Annotated in this window: 13 protein-coding genes and 1 pseudogene; 9 read left to right on the forward strand and 5 right to left on the reverse strand. The window is 59.2% G+C overall.

The features are described from left to right. Nucleotides 1-28 precede the first annotated feature (28 nt). A complete protein-coding gene (locus NO887_RS06500; protein ID WP_256417664.1) occupies nucleotides 29-1213 on the reverse strand; it encodes an orc1/cdc6 family replication initiation protein in 1185 nt (394 codons plus the stop codon). A 1621-nt stretch (nucleotides 1214-2834) separates the two neighbouring features. Between NO887_RS06500 and NO887_RS06505 the strand changes: the two genes are divergently transcribed. The 3 genes and pseudogenes from NO887_RS06505 to NO887_RS06515 all read left to right on the forward strand — a co-directional run. Continuing rightward, nucleotides 2835-3347, forward strand: a complete 513-nt coding sequence (locus NO887_RS06505; RefSeq protein ID WP_256417665.1) for a winged helix-turn-helix domain-containing protein — start codon at nucleotides 2835-2837, stop codon at nucleotides 3345-3347. Continuing rightward, on the forward strand, nucleotides 3344-3796 hold the full coding sequence (locus NO887_RS06510) for a toxin-antitoxin system TumE family protein (RefSeq protein WP_256417666.1): 453 nt from the start codon (nucleotides 3344-3346) through the stop codon (nucleotides 3794-3796). Before NO887_RS06505 ends, NO887_RS06510 begins: the two co-directional genes overlap by 4 nt. A 41-nt stretch (nucleotides 3797-3837) precedes the next feature. Next, nucleotides 3838-4098, forward strand: a pseudogene (locus NO887_RS06515) (hypothetical protein); the annotation flags it as partial. A 96-nt stretch (nucleotides 4099-4194) separates the two neighbouring features. On the opposite strand, the gene NO887_RS06520 reads toward NO887_RS06515, so the two are convergent. The 3 genes from NO887_RS06520 to NO887_RS06525 form a co-directional block, all read right to left on the reverse strand. Continuing rightward, nucleotides 4195-5421: an orc1/cdc6 family replication initiation protein gene (locus NO887_RS06520; RefSeq protein ID WP_256417667.1), complete on the reverse strand. Its 1227-nt coding sequence runs from the start codon at nucleotides 5419-5421 to the stop codon at nucleotides 4195-4197. 626 nt (nucleotides 5422-6047) lie between these two features. Beyond that, the gene (locus NO887_RS18790) at nucleotides 6048-6518 is read right to left on the reverse strand and encodes a toxin-antitoxin system TumE family protein (RefSeq protein WP_465261999.1); all 471 of its coding nucleotides are present in this window, start codon (nucleotides 6516-6518) and stop codon (nucleotides 6048-6050) included. Then, complete coding sequence (locus NO887_RS06525) at nucleotides 6518-7180, reverse strand: DUF7342 family protein (protein ID WP_256417668.1); 663 nt, start codon at nucleotides 7178-7180, stop codon at nucleotides 6518-6520. The genes NO887_RS18790 and NO887_RS06525 overlap by 1 nt, the downstream gene beginning before the upstream one ends. A 340-nt stretch (nucleotides 7181-7520) precedes the next feature. Between NO887_RS06525 and NO887_RS06530 the strand changes: the two genes are divergently transcribed. From NO887_RS06530 to NO887_RS06545, 4 genes are all read left to right on the forward strand, one after another. Continuing rightward, nucleotides 7521-7955, forward strand: coding sequence for a toxin-antitoxin system TumE family protein (locus NO887_RS06530; protein ID WP_379812361.1), 435 nt, complete (start codon nucleotides 7521-7523; stop codon nucleotides 7953-7955). 81 nt (nucleotides 7956-8036) lie between these two features. After that, nucleotides 8037-8861 (forward strand): SWIM zinc finger family protein, encoded by an 825-nt coding sequence (locus tag NO887_RS06535; RefSeq protein WP_256417670.1) that lies wholly within the window; start codon nucleotides 8037-8039, stop codon nucleotides 8859-8861. A 178-nt stretch (nucleotides 8862-9039) separates the two neighbouring features. Further along, nucleotides 9040-9297, forward strand: a complete 258-nt coding sequence (locus NO887_RS06540) for an AbrB/MazE/SpoVT family DNA-binding domain-containing protein (protein ID WP_256417671.1) — start codon at nucleotides 9040-9042, stop codon at nucleotides 9295-9297. Further along, nucleotides 9297-9740 carry a type II toxin-antitoxin system VapC family toxin gene (locus NO887_RS06545; RefSeq protein WP_256417672.1) on the forward strand — a complete coding sequence of 148 codons (444 nt, stop codon included), beginning with the start codon at nucleotides 9297-9299 and terminating at the stop codon, nucleotides 9738-9740. The genes NO887_RS06540 and NO887_RS06545 overlap by 1 nt, the downstream gene beginning before the upstream one ends. Nucleotides 9741-10154: 414 nt before the next feature. Here NO887_RS06545 and NO887_RS06550 read toward each other — a convergent pair whose 3' ends face one another. Beyond that, nucleotides 10155-10499 (reverse strand): DUF2249 domain-containing protein, encoded by a 345-nt coding sequence (locus NO887_RS06550; RefSeq protein ID WP_256417673.1) that lies wholly within the window; start codon nucleotides 10497-10499, stop codon nucleotides 10155-10157. Nucleotides 10500-11253: 754 nt separating this feature from the next. Here NO887_RS06550 and NO887_RS06555 point away from each other — a divergent pair. Together NO887_RS06555 and NO887_RS06560 are read left to right on the forward strand one after the other, a co-directional pair. Next, complete coding sequence (locus NO887_RS06555; protein WP_379812364.1) at nucleotides 11254-11943, forward strand: fumarylacetoacetate hydrolase; 690 nt, start codon at nucleotides 11254-11256, stop codon at nucleotides 11941-11943. Nucleotides 11944-13084: 1141 nt separating this feature from the next. After that, nucleotides 13085-16057, forward strand: coding sequence for a hypothetical protein (locus tag NO887_RS06560; protein WP_256417674.1), 2973 nt, complete (start codon nucleotides 13085-13087; stop codon nucleotides 16055-16057). Nucleotides 16058-16337 lie beyond the last annotated feature (280 nt).

Raw genomic sequence — 16337 nt, forward strand, 5'->3', positions numbered from 1 at the left:
TCACCAGCGAAAATGATGGCACGCCGATTCAAGCGGACTCTAACAACGTCGATAACCCACTCCGGACCGCCGAAACGGACTGCTCCAACCGATGTTCGTTGTACTTCCCACCGCCTTTCCCTCGGTTATGTTCTGTCGAACTCGTGATCCCCAACTGCGCCAATTCGCCTAGGTAGTCACGTACCGAACGCTCCGAAACCGGACTTACCCCTTCTGAGTGAGCCACTTGTCGGTACGTATTCACGACTTCACGCGTCCGTACTGGCGTCTCACCACGTTCATGCAGTAGCGTAAGTGTGTACAGTACCAGCTTCCCGTGTTGAGAGTAGTTCCGTATTCCCTCTACCACTTGATCCGTCTGAACCCGTTCACGAGCTTCCTGTACATGTGCTTCGGTCACGATGTCCGAGCCACTTTCGCGCGCCACATCACCAGCTTCCAAGAGAAGATCCAGAGCTTTTCGTGCATCACCGGAGTCTTTCGCGCCGTAGGCCGCACACATTGCGATGACGCCGTCTTCGAGAACGTCGTCTTGAAACGCGACCCGTTCGCGCTGTTCGAGTACGAGTCGGAGTTCATCGGCATCGTACGCGCTGAACGACACCTCCTTCTCGCAGAGTGACGATCGAACCTTCGAGGACAGCTGCGTCCGGAAGTCCAGATCGTTTGAGATACCGATGACGCCGAGTTTCGCCTTACTGATGTCGCCGTTCGAGCGAGCACGCGGCAGTTTGTACAGAAGCGAGTCGTCCCCGATGTGATCGACTTCGTCGAGGACGATAAGCACCGTTCCCCCACACGCGTCGAGTTCGTCGAAGAGGAACTCGTACACGCTCGCCTGTGGATACCCCGTGTTGGAGATCTGCCGTCCCGGATCCCGGAGTTCGTTAACCAGTTTTACTGCCACCTGATAGGACGTGTTCAGTCCGTCGCAGTTGACCTCGATCGTCGTGAGCTCGAGTGCCTCCACGTCGGTTGCGTCCCCTTCAAGCGTACGAAGCAGGTAGCGCGTGGCTGCGGTCTTTCCCACCCCGCTTTTCCCGTAGAGAAAGACGTTCGAGGGAGTCTCGTTGTTGATGACCGGCTGGAGGGCCGCGTGATATCGACTGAGTTCCTCGTCGCGCCCGACGAGGCTGTCCGGCGTCCACTCCTCGAGGAGCGCCTCCCGATTTTCAAAAATGGAGTCGTTTGGGGTGAAAGAGAAGTCGCCCATACTAACAGCATTCTCATATTTCTATATAAAACCATCACTTCCGCTGTTTCCGCTGATATCGATTCATTATATACGTCTAACCCCATCGGTTCCGCTGTTAACAGCACTGTGTCTCTCGGTCCGCTACTTCTTGAGCATACACAACTGGTTCCGTCGATAGACTAATCACCCCTCGCTAACAGCGGAACCGACGGGGTGTGGACAAGCACACCTCTACGAGAGGTGATACGCTAACAGCGGAAGCGGTGGGGTGGGACTGTGAGATCACGACGACATCTCCGCCGCAGTACAAGACTTCGAACGCTATCGGGGCCTCCGACACGCGTTCGTAGCTCGACGAAATTGATTTTGCTCTGATGGACGATACACTCGACACAGCGAGGTGGGCTCCTATCGGTACGACTCTGGCTGACTGTGAGAGGGGGGCGCCCCGCAGTTCGTCTTCGAGTTGATAGTGGGCAGTCTTAACCAACACTTCGACGACACGGGAGTCTATGTTGGTTAACCGACCACGACGTCGACTCGACAGAGTGCGCAGCAAACAATACTCGACAGCCGATACGCAACCGGATACCTTCGGTGGTGTTTCAGGTAGTACTCCTGCCGCAAGATATGCAGTGCAAACGTGTGAAACGGTGGCTGCATCTACCCACAGTCCGATAGTCGGCGTCGCAGCCACTCGGTAACTGGATGTCGAGCGTGGTGGTACCCGCGATAACACGCCGCTGTGTCGCCGCTTCAACATCAACGTTGAGTCATCGGATCACTGTACCTCGTCCAGAGATATACTATACAACCAACACCTTATTTCTGAAACGGCTGATCACCTCCCAAAGTATGGGGGTGGTGCGGCAGAACACGACATACTAGTTCTCTGATAAGTCATCGCTATCTCGATGGGTTCGGCCACTCACCCCTAGCAGCGATGACAACCGATCTTGCCTGCAGTCGTGCGATCTGCTGTGTGGCCTCCACTGATCCGGTCGTTCCACGACAGCCCCCCTCGTGTAGTTGTGTTTTTTTCGTGGTGGTGATCGAGTGTGTCACCCGTTGCACACAGATCTATTGCGGATGGTATGTTACGTGAAACTCCCAAACAAATTGCTAACGCTGTGGAACTCTCTACCGACTCGACGGCTGGCGGTCCCGCGAGCTTGCGAGCGGGGCCTCGGGTGACCGCGTCACCCGGTGGATCGACGTGGGCTACCCCGAGGACCGCGACCGCGCCGCAGAGCGACTCGACGAACTATCGACGAACGCCGACGCCGATGAAGAGACAGAGCCCGTAGAAGCAGACGAGGCGACTGTCGACTCGTAGCGGCTGTGTCGGTGCATCACTATCGAGACAGAGACACACCACGTTTGCGTTCGTCGACGACGAGGACGAGCAGAGAGACGAGAGCGGCCTCGAATCTGGGCACTATCGAAACACTCGGTACGGACAAGAACCACTCGATCTGACTCACAGGAGCCCGTCCTATGTGTTCAGTATCGCTTCGTCACGATTCTGAACGGCAGCCCACCACGTCGCAAGAATCGCGTACGTCACCCGTTCGGGGTAGTGGTAGTAAGAATAGATTTTCTAGAAAATTATTTGTTCTCATAGTGCGTAGCGTTCAGTATGACCGGAACGCGAGATACCGTCAACGAACAGGTCAAGGCAGACTGGAAAGACGACACCACGCCATTCGAACGGGTGTACGAGATCGTCGAACAAACTCACGAGGGGCAGTCGGCAGCCGAGATTGCCGATCGAGCCCTCGTGAGCGAGCCGACCGCACGTCGACACTGCAAGACGCTCGTGAACACGGGATTCGCCGAGACGACACACGAGGGACAAACCACGCTGTACCAGCGTAACAGCGACCGGATTCTGATGTCCCGAATCCGTGAACTCCGTGACGAAGCGGATCGGACGGAGTTGCTCGACGGCATCAAGGAGATGAAAGCCGATATCCGCCGTTATGAGGATCGCTACGATGTGGTATCACCCGAAGAACTCGCACAGCAGCTTGACGCCGACGAGACGGAGGGGTGGGACGATCTCACCGCATGGCGAACCACCCGGCAGAATCTCGCGGTCGCGCAAGCAGCGCTCGCCTACGACGAGGCCAGCCACCAGCTCACTGCATGAGCGACCACGACCGAGCGGGTGAGTTCGGCCCGATCTATCTCCCGGCCCTCCAGCGGATTCGTGACTGCTGGCTCGAACTCGAGCCGCTCGTCGAGGCAACGTCATACGACGATGTCGTCGCACCCACGGAACTCCAGATAACTCTCACCGACGGACTCGGAGACGCCGACGCTGCGCGACTCGATATCCAATGGAGCGAACTGGGAATGTACTCGTTTCACTACGTTGATTCCGCAGATGTCAACTGGCGATTCGATCGCCACCCGAATACACACTCGCCGAAAGTCCATTTTCATCCGCCGCCAGATGCGGCCACCGCGACGGCCAAACCGTCCTGTATCGACGTGACTGAAGTTTCACTTGTAACCCGCGCTGTCCACGTGATGTGGCGAGCAGCGTATGAGAACGACGATACCGATCGACTGAACAGCGCATCGAACCCGCCGTGAACTACCCCACCCTACTCAGCCGCAGGTGCGGCTTCGTTCCGATCCCGCCTGCCGCCCGCAGCGAGTACGAACTCCCCGACGCGATCGATCTCTGCATCCAGTCCGGTCGCACCATCGACGCGAGTCTGCTCGATGGGTGGCGGTCCTGCAAGTTTGTGAGCGGGACCTCGGATGACTGCGTCATCCGGCGCATCGATGTCGGGTATCCCGAGGACCGCGACCGCGCCGCAGAGCGACTCGACGAGGAAGCGACCGAAATCGAAGCGGGCGACAACGTAGACGAGGCGACTGTCGACTCGTAGCGGCTGTGTCGGTGCATCACCATCGAGATAGAGACACACCACTTTTGCAAGTGAAGCCCGGTCAGACGACGCCCCCGATCGGCTTGGCCTGCCGAATCAGGTGATATCGTTCATCGACCCGATCTCGCGAATCGTTTCGATCTCGGGTGACAGCCGAAGCACGTCCGACATCGCTTCGATCGCGCTCGTGAACGGAACGTTCAGTTCGTAGCTGTAGTAGTTCCCGCGAGAGCCGCTCCGGTTCTCGGAGGCGGAGAGTATTCCGAGCATCCGCAGGTCCGAGAGGTGGTTGTGTACCGATCGCTGCGCAAGCGCGTCTGTCCCGGCGGACTCACAGAGGGACGCGTATTCGTCGTATACGGCCCGAGTCCGACACGGCGTTTCTTGTTTGGCCGTTTTCGACACGACGGCAAGCAACGCCAGCCGTCCGTGCGTCGTCAGCTCTCGCATCCCCTCTTCGACTCGTTCTCGTTCGAGCCTCGACCGCGCTTGCTTTGCGTGTTCCAACTCGATACACGCCGCATCTTCACTCTCGGCAACCTCTCCGGCCAGCCGAAGCAGATCGAGTGCCTGCCGTGCGCTTCCGCTATCGCGGGCGGCGAGCGCTGCACAGAATCCCAAGACACCGTCGGCAACTGACTCCTCTCGGATCGCGACATCCGCTCGGCTCTGGAGAATGTTTTCCAACTCGGGCGCGTCGTAGGGAGGAAACTGTAGCTCGCGTTCGCACAGCGTGTCTTGGACGCGGGGGTCCAACTCGTCGCGAAATTTGAAGTCGTTGCTGATTCCGATGACACCGATCTTCGTCTGTTCGAGATTACCGTGTGCCCGCGCTCGTGGAAGTTCATAGAGCAACTCGTCCCGGTCACCGATTGAGTCGATCTCGTCTAACACGAGCAGGACCGTTCCCCCGATCGCCTCGAGTTCATCGTACAACTTGTTGAATACCGTTTGTTGCGGGTAGCCGGTTGAACTGATCTCGGTGCCTGGTTGTCGGAGTTCGTTCACGAGTTCGACTGCAACCTGATACGAGGAATTGAGCGTCTTGCAGTTGAGAAAAATCACCGAGAGATCTATATCGTCGTACGCTGCAACATCTGATTGAAGCTGATCGAGGAGAAAATCCGTCACCGCCGTTTTTCCCACACCCGTGTTACCGTACACGAACACGTTGTTCGGTTCCCAGCCGTCGATGATCGGTTGAAGGGCGTGCATGTACTCCTCAATTTCTTCGTCTCGCTCTTCGATCTGATCAGGCTGATAAGACTCACCGAGAGCATCCTTGTTCGCGAAAACGTTCTGTTTTCGCTCAAACCGGCGCATATTCACAGATCCCTCGTATAGTATTTAAAACCAGCTATTCAAGTGTTTCAACTGAACGGTGGTAGCTATGGTACTCCTGACAGAGACACACCACGCCTGCGAGTGAAACTGAGAGAAAAATATGACGCAGGCCTCTCGCTTGGGGGTGATACGCTGTTCTGTGCTCACATTTGAGACGAGAGTAGTCACGACTCGTGAATATGACACACCATGTTTGCAAGTGAATCATGAACGAGATCGGTGAGAACAGTTGATTGACTACTACGGAGTAGGTACTGTTGTTCAAACGATCTCCCCACCACTGCTGTTGTCCCACACCACAGTCGTTGCTGTCTTCACTTGCAGGAGTGGTGTGTGACTGATGTAATTGAACTCCATCAGTAGCGAGGAGGGCATATCAGACAACGACGGGAACCACCCATTCACGGTGCCTATTCATCCAAGCTTCACTCGCAAAAGTGGTGTGTGTCTGGTCTGCTCTTCCGAGCATGCATTCGGTTCAACGTTCTATGAGGAATGCCAGTCCGTCTCCTACGATATCGTCGGCGTCCGAGAGGACACCACTCCACCAACCGAGCGCCTTCTCTGCTCCGACTGCCGCAGTGAACTCCCCTCCAGTATTCCCACTAGGGGAGCCCGTCCTGTGTGTTCAGAACTGCTTCGTCGCCACGCTGAACGGCAGCCCACCATGTCGCAAGGACAGCGCGCGTCACCCTCTCAGGTGGGTGATTCGCCCCAATACACGATTGCAGATGCGTGCCCAAGTCGTCCGGGGGATGAAAATGATAGACGGGGTATGCCGTACTCTCGTTTGCGGTCTCGCATCCGAACCGGAACTCCAGCCCGTGCTCCCGATAGTGGTATTTGTAGTCCCCATTCGTCCACCACTGGATGTCGAAGTAGCCCGCCACCTGATGGATACCTGGCTGAACCGTGAGTCTCGCTTCCCGTGGTCTAGACGGGGTATCCTCGTACTCCCCGTGGCGTGTATTCTTGAATCGCGCTCGGAGCAATCCCCGTCCGAGTTGATCCGCCGCCGTATTCACGCTCACGAGAATCTCGTCTGGATCGAGGGCAGACCCGTTTCCGAGGACCATTACTGTGCGGATGCAGGGCCAGAATGCTCACCCGACGCCTCCAAGTTAGCTGCAGGCGTTCGTCGTTTCGCCTGCTGAATTCGATACGCAGCGCGAAGGTACTCCAGATCTCGGACTGCTGCTCGCCAGTGCGAGATGTCACTCAGCTCATCAGCTGTAAGCGTTCGGTCGGAGACAAGCAGCTCTTCTGGAGAATCCGTATCGTACCGCTCACGATAGTCGGCAATCTCGCCTTTCACAGCCTGAATCCGATCGACGAGATCATCCGACATGGATAAGCGATGGATCTGTTCGATCAGGTATCGATCCGGATCACGCTGATATGTAGCCCCGGACTCGGTTCGCTCGATACAGGCAAGCCCCTCCTCAGCGAGTGACTTGAGTGCAGTTCGAGCTTTGGTCTCTGAGACGGCAGCAGTATCGGCGATTTCACGTGCCGTTTTCGGTGAGACAGTCCGCTTGAGAACGGCCCGGATTCGTTCGTCTGCTGTCGTCGACCCTTTCCACTCCGCGGTAGCGAGTTCATTGATATCGCTGATGCCACTCGTTTCGGTGGCGAACGGAGAGATATTGTCCGGTGAAAGTTCTCCGTCCGGGAGTTCGTCACCGGTTGGGTATGTATCAGGGCCGTCTGATTCGTCCTGAGGTGCCGAATCATCCATCAGTGTGATACCGTAGGAGCTCAAGACACATATATGTTTTAGGAACAGATATGTATGGTACACTTGGTACGTGGGGTGGATATCGTTACGCGGCAGAACAACACCGAGAGTGATTGAGCGGTGCTCGCAGAACACGGGAGTATCAGGTACGAAGGGGCCGGAAGCGCAAAGAAACCACGGCTCACGCAGGATCATTTAGACATGCTGACTACGACGACCTCGACGAGGTTTGGCTGGAATTAAGCGAGTGGCACACGATCAGAACGCGGATCGAGCGGCTGGAAGCCGTTCGACGAGAACGCAGCTCAGACTCGTCCGGCAAAGAGAACGCCGCGTGACTGTGAGCGGTCCCGATCTGTCACGATCTGTCGACGAGGAGATCATCAGATATCTCAGTCGATTGTTTGGTCGCCAATCCGAGGTTCACCACACGTCCCTGTTCCCGACGAACAAGTCTGAGTGTCTGGTCGTGGCGCTCGATACGGAATACTACCCCGACCGCGTCGATAGCGTCTCGATCGAACTCCGTGCGTACACGAACGGTGACTTCCATATCTCGTACATTGAGGTATACTCGGGAGACCGCCGACGGTGTCGATGGGACCGACACGATCAACCACACAACTCCCGGGATCACTACCATCCGCTTCCAGCTGCGAGCACAGCTGCTGCTGTCGATCATGAGTACGCAACAGATCTCACACGAGTCGTCGAAACAACTGTTCTCCCGTGGATCGACGACAGAGTCGGCATACGTTGGGACTCAGTTGCGTGAGTGTGTCACCCGTTGAACACAGCTGTATTGCGGGTTCAACAGCGCACATTTTTGCGGATTGCGATGAAACGACCCAAACACATGAACGTCACCGAAGACGCGATTCGCGATATTTGCACGGACGCCGTCTTCGAGCGCGGAGAGAACTACCTCGCCGAGAGCCGTCTCCGCGATATCCACCACGTCGACACCACAGTGACTGCCGTCGTGAGCGGCAGTCGTCAGTACGACGTTCATGTCGATTGCGCGGCTGACGGGTTCGATCCGTGGTGTGACTGTCCGTACGACGGTCCAGGCGCGTGCAAGCACGTCGTCGCCGTACTGCTTCGATGTGTCGACGACGCCCCGCCAGACGAGAGCGACCGCCTCGACGCCGCACTCGACGCGGCCGACGCCGACGACCTCCGGGCGTTCCTCCGTGAGATGCTGGCGACCGACACCACGCTCCGCGACCGGTTTTTCGCTCGGTTCGACGGGTCGTCGACGCGGTCGGTCGCCGAGCTTCGCGCCGCGATCGATCGGCAGTTCGAGCGGACGAATCCCGACTACGCCGTCGTCTTCGAACCGATCGACTTCTCGGAGTGGTTCGATCTCGCAGAGGCGTATCGCGATCAGGGTCGAGACGCGGCGGCGGCAGCCGTCTACCGTGCGCTCGTCGAGTCGCTCGACGACAACATGGACCTCGTCGACGGCGCGTACGACCACTTCTCGCAGGCGTTCGCCCGCGCGCTCGACGGCTACGTCGACTGCGCCGCGGCCGCGACCCGGGAGACCGATGCGGTCGCGGACGCCGCCGCTTTCCTCGACGAGCGGGTGACAGCTGGAACGCCATACCTCGCCGACCAGTTCGAGCGTGCGGCGAACGAACTACGCGAAGAGCTGGCAGAAGAGTCGTGCGATGGCTGACCGAGAACAGACGAAACGAGGTCTGTGCAAGCACAACGAGATCGCTAGTGAAACGTGATAGATGGGTGCTGAATAGCGCTACGCTACCAGATTGTGCTGTCTGTGACGCTCACGCTCTTCTCAGAGCTCTATCTAATTAGCCATCCAATTTATCCGACTGGGCGCGAAACGGTAGGGTATGTCGAGTGAGTCGGACGCCCATATCGAGGCGGAATCCACCATTAACGACAGCTATGGGACGACCATCCCAGCAGAGATTCGGAATGCGCTTGATGACACACTTGAGCCAGGCGATACCGTTCGATGGGTCATCGTGGACGGGGACCTCTCGCTTGAGATCGTCCACGAACGGTACGGGGCGTTCGAAGACGTTGAGCCGTTCGACGGGCCGGCGTGGGATAGCGAAACTGCTGCTGAGAGCGCGTGGAGCGAGTGATGCCTGCAGTCTGTATCGATGCGAATATCGTCCTCGCAGCACGAAACGCAAATGCGAAGCGTCACAACACTGCCAAGTCAATAGTTGCCGGGATTGACAACGGTGAGCTACCGCGCGCGAGACTGGTGAACTACGTCGTTCCTGAGGTTCTTCACCCGCTCCAGAAGCGCATCAGCAAGGCAGCTGCGATCGAGACGCTTGATCGTCTCCAAGCGAGTCGAGGATTCGAATTCGTCCACGTCTCGAAAGGCGTCCACCTACACGGCGAACAGTTGTTCCGACTGTATGAGGCGTCAGCTGGCCCGGAGTGGGTCGATTCGATCATCGCCGCGTATATGCAGCGTGAAGATCTCGAATACATCTACTCGTTCGACGACGACTTCGACGCGTTCGATGGCGTGACCCGACTCACGAGCGCGACGAACCCGTTCGAACCGGAGTAATTGGTGCGACCTACGGGCGAGACAAGGCGGGTGTCTCGGGGGGCTTACGGGAGTACAAGGAGAAAGCCTCGCGCTTCAGCGCGAGGATGAATCCGACACCGCCAGCATAAGCTCCGATCAGCGTGGGTAACGAATATTTTTAAGTTGTCACACACTGCATAGGTAATTATCCGAGGCGGTCGATCCGCCCGCTTAATTGGACAATATCGGGATTCCCTCACCCCAACGCAGAAACACCCTTTCTGCGGGAGTGGTGTGAGTGTCGGTAACAGTAACTCCGAATCCCATGCCGGGATAGGAGTACCGGCTGATTGGCACAGCCAGTAGCTGTCATGCCGGACAGCTACAAACCACAATACCCAACCCAGCGGCGCAGTGCCGTGGGAATCCTCGCGATTGAGCGCGGGGAGGATGTCAAGGATGCGTCGTCCGCGCGAACCACGTCTCCGGGTTCTGTCGTTTGACGCGGAAGCTCGGAAGCGCGTCGGCGTCGACGTGATCGAGGAGGAACCCGCGGACCGGCGCGGGATCGCGGTCACTGACGATCAGGCACTCCTCGCCGGCGTCGAGCGACGCGAACCGCTCGCGGACGCGTTCTTTTCGGGTCGCCGGGTCGAGTCCGCGCAGATCAACAGCGCTCGCGGGGAAATCGACGTTCCAGATCGCCTCGTAGCGCTCGTCGACCGCCGCGGCGAGGTCGGCGGCACCCGGCGGGTGCGTCTTCGGCGACGGAGTCGATCCGCCCCTGCTCGGGGTCAACCCGGACCTCCTGTACGGCCGTCTCCTCCGAAAGTTTGGCGAGGGGACAGCACGCGCACGTCGGCACCGCGACGCGAACTTGGATCGTGTTCACGACGCCAAGAGCTACGGACGGGACGACAAAAAGGTTGGACCAACTCCGACTAGCGACCGCTATCCGCGACGATCGGGAAATAGTATTAATTTTATATACTATTATAAATCTTGATAAATATGGAAACAGACATCGATCGAACACCTACGGCACAGATGCAACAACCGGTTATCGGTCGCTTGCGATAGATGTCAGAGATCACGACACGGATACCAAAACGGTGACCGATCGTCCTAACGAGCGACCGTGACTGCGTGATTTAATAGATACTATCGCCTTCAAAACTGTTATAATCATAATATATAGCGATATTTAGTGATTAAATTAGCGTATTGTTGTATTCATGTCGATAATATCATCTCGGTATGACACTAAGTCGCGTTGACGGGACTCACAGATCCACGTCGTATTCCACTGCCGTGCGATCCGATCTCGGGTAGCGGTCTACGTAGTTCAAAACTGAAATAGACACATAATACAAATTATAAAATAGCAGAATACCTATTTTACAGACTAGTATGATCGACGGGTACGGCCCCGTCTCAGTTCATGTCGCCTCCGGAGCCGGATCCGCACCGGAGTCGGTGACCGGTGATCCCACCGAGAGGGCCTGCAGTCGAGAACGTACTTTTATGCCAATCGGTGTCGATGTGCGGGTGAATGCGTTACCATCAGCTGAACATATCAGGAGACAGACGTATTTCGGTGCGTCGCGAGGGCGCGACGTACGACCTCACGAGCGCCGACGCGGACCTCCGATCGTTCGGGGACGTGGCTCGTGCGGCGAGCGTCGCCGGATCGTCGGTCGACGAAATCGCCGCCAGACTGCTGGACGACGCCGATACCGTCGCCGAGGCGTTCGTGGCGAACCACGCCACGGTGCCGGTCGACGCGACGGAGGTGTGGGCCGCGGGCGTGACCTACGCGATCAGCGAACAGGCGCGGGAGGCGGAGAGTTCCATGCCGGACATGTACCTCGACGTGTACGACGCCGAGCGCCCCGAGATCTTCTTCAAGGCGACGCCGTCTCGGACTGTCGGCCCGGGCGAGGCCGTCGGCGTCCGGAGCGACTCGACGTGGAACGTCCCCGAGCCGGAGCTCGGGATCGTCCTCCGGCGCGGGGAGATCGTCGGCTACACCGTCGGCAACGACGTCCGGGGTGTTCATCCACTTAATCGTCCCCCAGTCGAGTCGGATCGTCTCGACATCGTCCGGACTGACGAACCGCTTTTCTGCTGCCATGGTACGAATTCTCAATCACAGGTATCTGTTAAATATGTTGGTGATCGGTCGACAACCTCCGATCCGACCAGCGCCGAGCGTGCTCGTGCATCTATTCACATATCGTAAATGGGATTCGTGTAGTGGAGCGCATCTCCATCGATCGAACTGCATATTCAGTTATTAATCATGTGGATTTTTTGCCGGGTCACTGACGGATATCTGCGCTGCTATCTGGCATGCGCCCCGCGAAGGCCTTCCTTTACCGGTGGTTTGTGGCAAATCACAGCCGATCTTGGAGTTCGTACCGCCAAGGAGCGTTAGACTCCTAGCGCAGTCGTTCATTTTTCGTCGAACCGATCGGTTCACTGGTATATTTTATTGTATGCCGTCTAGAACAACATATGATCGTAAATTATGGCACGATCTATCTGTTCGCATATTGAGAATGAAGCAGATTGATTGGTAATATCGATTCACACGTCACCTACACATTACAATTATAGTCTTGTAATTACTTCTTCGCCTCAGAGGACCGCCATTTTGCGACCAGACCAGCGATATCGCGACGCCTCCATCTCCCGCAGTGTCAATGGAAACCACGGCGCGTTGTTCCCTTTTGCAGTTCCCACCCCGGCGGCGATAGAATATTTGATAATTGAGTATTTACACGTCAACTAATACTTTTTATATATTGAGAACATTCAAATTCTCATTTCCATCTCACCTCTACTCGCGATCGTGTTCGCGATACGCTCGTTGAAGAGATGCCGAACCGCTGCCGAAATTCACCGATAAGAACCACCGCGTCATCAAGTCACAGCTATTGAGAACTCCCGCGAAAACATTTCGATTAACGCATTAAATATACCACTTTCAGCCATATATGTGATTTTTGTAGGAGAATTGACGACCAAACACTGTCAATTCTGTTCGCCATCGAACCGGAGCACGGATTTCTCGATCGCGACGTGATTCGAACTGCGATCGATTTCCGATTGTGGATCACCGTTGTGAACGCAGTCCGAACACTCGACTGAGTCTATTCGTGTGTTATATAAAAAATAAAGAATACATTTAAAATGAATATATCTAGCAGACAGACCGGGATTCTGCGATCACTATCGACATGAAAATACGAGCGCGAGCCTCCGGTACGCTTCGACGAGGCCGACGATTGGCGACGGCCCGAGATGGGCGGTGCCGGGAGGCTACAACGGCGGTTTGTGTCACCGATATCACTTTACATGTGACATCGGTACCTCCGTGTATGGTACGACCCTCCCGTCGGCGCTTCCTCGGAGGAAGCGCCCTGACGCTCGCGGCGCTGACAGGGGTTCTCGACCCCGAAACCGACCCGCACGCTCTCGGCCATCCGAACGGATCTCCGGCCGATCTCGATGTCGACCTCTCGGCACCGTTCGCCGACGCGTTTCTCCCGGTTCCGGCGGGCGACGCGTTGTCAACGACGTACGCGACGGTCATCGCGGACCGCGTCGACGCCGACGCGGACGAAGAGCTGAGCTACCGCGCCCGCTCCGCGACCGAGCGGCTCGAGGTCGAGGCCGACGAGTTGTCGGCGACGGTCTCGGTCACGCCGAGCGACCGCGGGGTCAACTTGGTGACGGCCACCGGGGGCTTCGACCGACCCGACCGCGGCGCGACGCTCGCGATCGGCGAACCGAACGGTGACGGAGGCGGCGCGGCCGATGACGAGACGCCCGCCGACGCCACCACGGAGGCCGAGGCGACGGACGACCTCCCCGCAGGCTGGCGGCTCGCGGACGACGGCGAGACCGCACTCGTCGCCGGCGACGGCGTGGCGGCCGCCGTGACGGGCGGTGGCCCCTCGTCGAGCCCTCGCGGTCGCTCGACCGCGTCAGGAGACGACGGAACCGACCGGCGTATCGAGACCGCCCGGGCCGCCGGCCGCGCGGCTGCCGCCGAGACCGACCGTCTCGCGGAGTCGCCGCTGGGGGCGGCCGCATTACCCCGTCTCGGCGGATTCGAAACGGTGCTTTTGATTCCGGACGCCGCCGGCGGGCCGTTCCCGACCGCGGTTCCCGACAGCGTCGACGCGTTCGCCGCCGGCTTCGAGACCGCCCCCGAAGATCTCCGCGACCTGAAGGGAACGGCAGAGAACGCGTACGTGATCCGTCCGGCCGATGAAGCAGACGATCTCACCGACGAGACCGCTGAGCGACTCGTGCGCTCGGTCGACCCCGCCGAGCCAGTCGAGACCGCGATCACTCGAACTGACGGGATCGTGCTCGTCGACGCCGTCGTCGAGGCACCCCCGGAGCTGGACCGCGAGGCGTCCCCGGACGCCGAGGTTCGGTCACGATTCGACCGTGCCACCGGAACGGTGACCTTCGAGCACGTTGAGGGCGAGGCGGTGCCAGCCACAGAGCTGGAGGTGTGGCACGACGGCGAGGAGGTGAGCGACGCGGTCCTCGACGGTGAGGAGTTCACGGCAGGCGACGATATTACCGTCGAGACCGGACTGATCGGGACCGTCACGCTGCGGTGGTTCGACGCGGACGCGAACGCCTACGACACCTACGCTCGCGAGCGGGTCGACCGCGAGGCGTTCGCCGTCGACTACGAGATGGCGAGCGAAACGTTGGAGTTCACCTATGAGGCCGATCGCTCCGCCGACGCAAGCGATCTTCGAGTGGTCCACCGCGGCGAGGATGGCACGCGGACGGTCGGGAGCGACTTCACCGACGGGACGCTCGAACCCGACGACGCCGTCACCGTCGAGGACGTGTCGATCGGCGACAGCGTCCAACTGGAGTTCGACGTCGAGCAACCGCCGGGCGTCGGTCGCGGCTCGCTCGTCCACTACCGCGCCAGACCCCCGCAGGTCTGGATCCGCTCGCGCGTCGAGGAAGGGACCACCGTCAGGTACGACGGCGAAGAGTCTCGGCCCGCCGACGCGTTCGTGACGCTGGTCGACGGAGAGACGACCGACGCCCAGTTCGCCGACGAGTACGACACCCTCTCCGGGGACGAGGAGCTCGTGCTCGGTGAGCTCCCACTGGGGAGTACCGTCGCAGTCGAGTGGCGCGAGCCGGACGAGCCGGTCGTCGTCGCCGAGGAGACGGTCGTGCCGAACACGCGTGCGACGATGGAGTACGACGCGGACGCCGGCGAGGTTACGGTGCAGCATCGCGGCGGCCGGGCGCTGCCCGCCTCGCAGTTGGAGCTACAGGCCGGGCGGACGCCGACAGATGCCCAGCCCGCGGACGAACTCGACGAGTTCGGCCCGGACGACTCGTTCACCGCCCCCGTCCCGGCGCTCTCGCGGGTGCGGCTCGTGTGGACCGGCGGCGATCGCGAGCACCACCTCGGCGGGACGACCACGGCCCGCGACGCGGTCGCGGCGACCTACGACGCCGACGCCGAGGCGATGACGGTCGAGTACGTCGGCTCACGGCCCGTCGACCCCGAGCGACTGCGCGTGTCGACGAGCGGTGCCGGCGAGCGGCGAGGGCGAGAACGCGATCAGGAGTCGGCGTTCGCGGCCGAACACGACGAGCTGACGAACGGAGACGCGATCACGGTCGACGGCGTCGGGCTCGACGACACCGTGGTCGTCAGCGTCCACACCGAGTTCGAGAACGGCTCGGCGACGAGCTCCGTCGCCCACTTCTCGGCGGCACCCCGCCGCGGATTCGTCGTTGACGAGGAAGCCAGAGGTGAGGAAGCCAGAGACGAGCGAGGAGGCGGCAAAGCCTCGGAGACGACGCTCCGCTACGTCGACGAGGTACGCCGCGACGCCGACGCGTTCCGAGTCCTGATCGACGGCGAGCCCGCGGCGGTCCAGCCCGCAGACGAGACGGACCGACTAACCGGCGGAGAGACGCTGTCACTCAGCGATCTGTCTGCCGGTACGACGGTCGCCGTCGAGTGGACCGGCGGCGACGAGACCCGGACCGTGACCGAGCACGTAATCGCGCCACAGGCGACGTTCGAGGTCGCGTACGAGCCCGACGATGGCGAGGGCGGCGTTGTGACGTTCGCCCACGCCGGCGGCGATGCACTTGACGCCGATCGCGTTGATGTCGCTGTGGAGCCAGCAACGGAGGGGCTACGCCCGTGGGCTCCGGACACCGATGTCGACGAGGTGACTGACGACGACGAGACGACAGTTACGGTCGACACGGAGCCGCGGATGGCCGTCGTCGTCTTCCGCGAGCGCGAGGTGCTCTACCGTCAATCGTTCGACCGAGACGGGTAGCCGCCCGCTGGCACGCTCTCTCGACCGCGTGCCGCTGCCGCCGACACACTCAACTGGCGTCCAGTCACCAGAATTGAGGCGAGAATGCCCCTTCCTCAAGGAGTGACCAACGGGAGCGAGTAGGGAGGGGATACAGCGCCGCATACTAGTACAAACCATTAAGTTGACACAGGTTAATTAGCGGGGAATAAGCGCGTATAAAGCGCGATCTGTCGACCGGGAACTGATTCGGCGCTGCAAGGTAATATGTTCGGGAGTCCGGGTTAGTACACCCGGCGGC

Source organism: Halorubrum laminariae (assembly GCF_024494655.1).
In the GTDB taxonomy this organism is placed as follows: Archaea; Halobacteriota; Halobacteria; order Halobacteriales; family Haloferacaceae; genus Halorubrum; species Halorubrum laminariae.

Coding starts and splice junctions, on each gene's coding strand:
- NO887_RS06540 (WP_256417671.1), top strand. CDS start 9,040: ATGTCGAGTGAGTCGGACGCCCATATCGAGGCGGAATCCACCATTAAC.
- NO887_RS06535 (WP_256417670.1), top strand. CDS start 8,037: ATGAACGTCACCGAAGACGCGATTCGCGATATTTGCACGGACGCCGTC.
- NO887_RS06560 (WP_256417674.1), top strand. CDS start 13,085: ATGGTACGACCCTCCCGTCGGCGCTTCCTCGGAGGAAGCGCCCTGACG.
- NO887_RS06520 (WP_256417667.1), bottom strand. CDS start 5,421: ATGCGCCGGTTTGAGCGAAAACAGAACGTTTTCGCGAACAAGGATGCT.
- NO887_RS06510 (WP_256417666.1), top strand. CDS start 3,344: ATGAGCGACCACGACCGAGCGGGTGAGTTCGGCCCGATCTATCTCCCG.
- NO887_RS06500 (WP_256417664.1), bottom strand. CDS start 1,213: ATGGGCGACTTCTCTTTCACCCCAAACGACTCCATTTTTGAAAATCGG.
- NO887_RS06505 (WP_256417665.1), top strand. CDS start 2,835: ATGACCGGAACGCGAGATACCGTCAACGAACAGGTCAAGGCAGACTGG.
- NO887_RS06555 (WP_379812364.1), top strand. CDS start 11,254: ATGCGTTACCATCAGCTGAACATATCAGGAGACAGACGTATTTCGGTG.
- NO887_RS06525 (WP_256417668.1), bottom strand. CDS start 7,180: ATGGATGATTCGGCACCTCAGGACGAATCAGACGGCCCTGATACATAC.
- NO887_RS18790 (WP_465261999.1), bottom strand. CDS start 6,518: ATGGTCCTCGGAAACGGGTCTGCCCTCGATCCAGACGAGATTCTCGTG.
- NO887_RS06545 (WP_256417672.1), top strand. CDS start 9,297: ATGCCTGCAGTCTGTATCGATGCGAATATCGTCCTCGCAGCACGAAAC.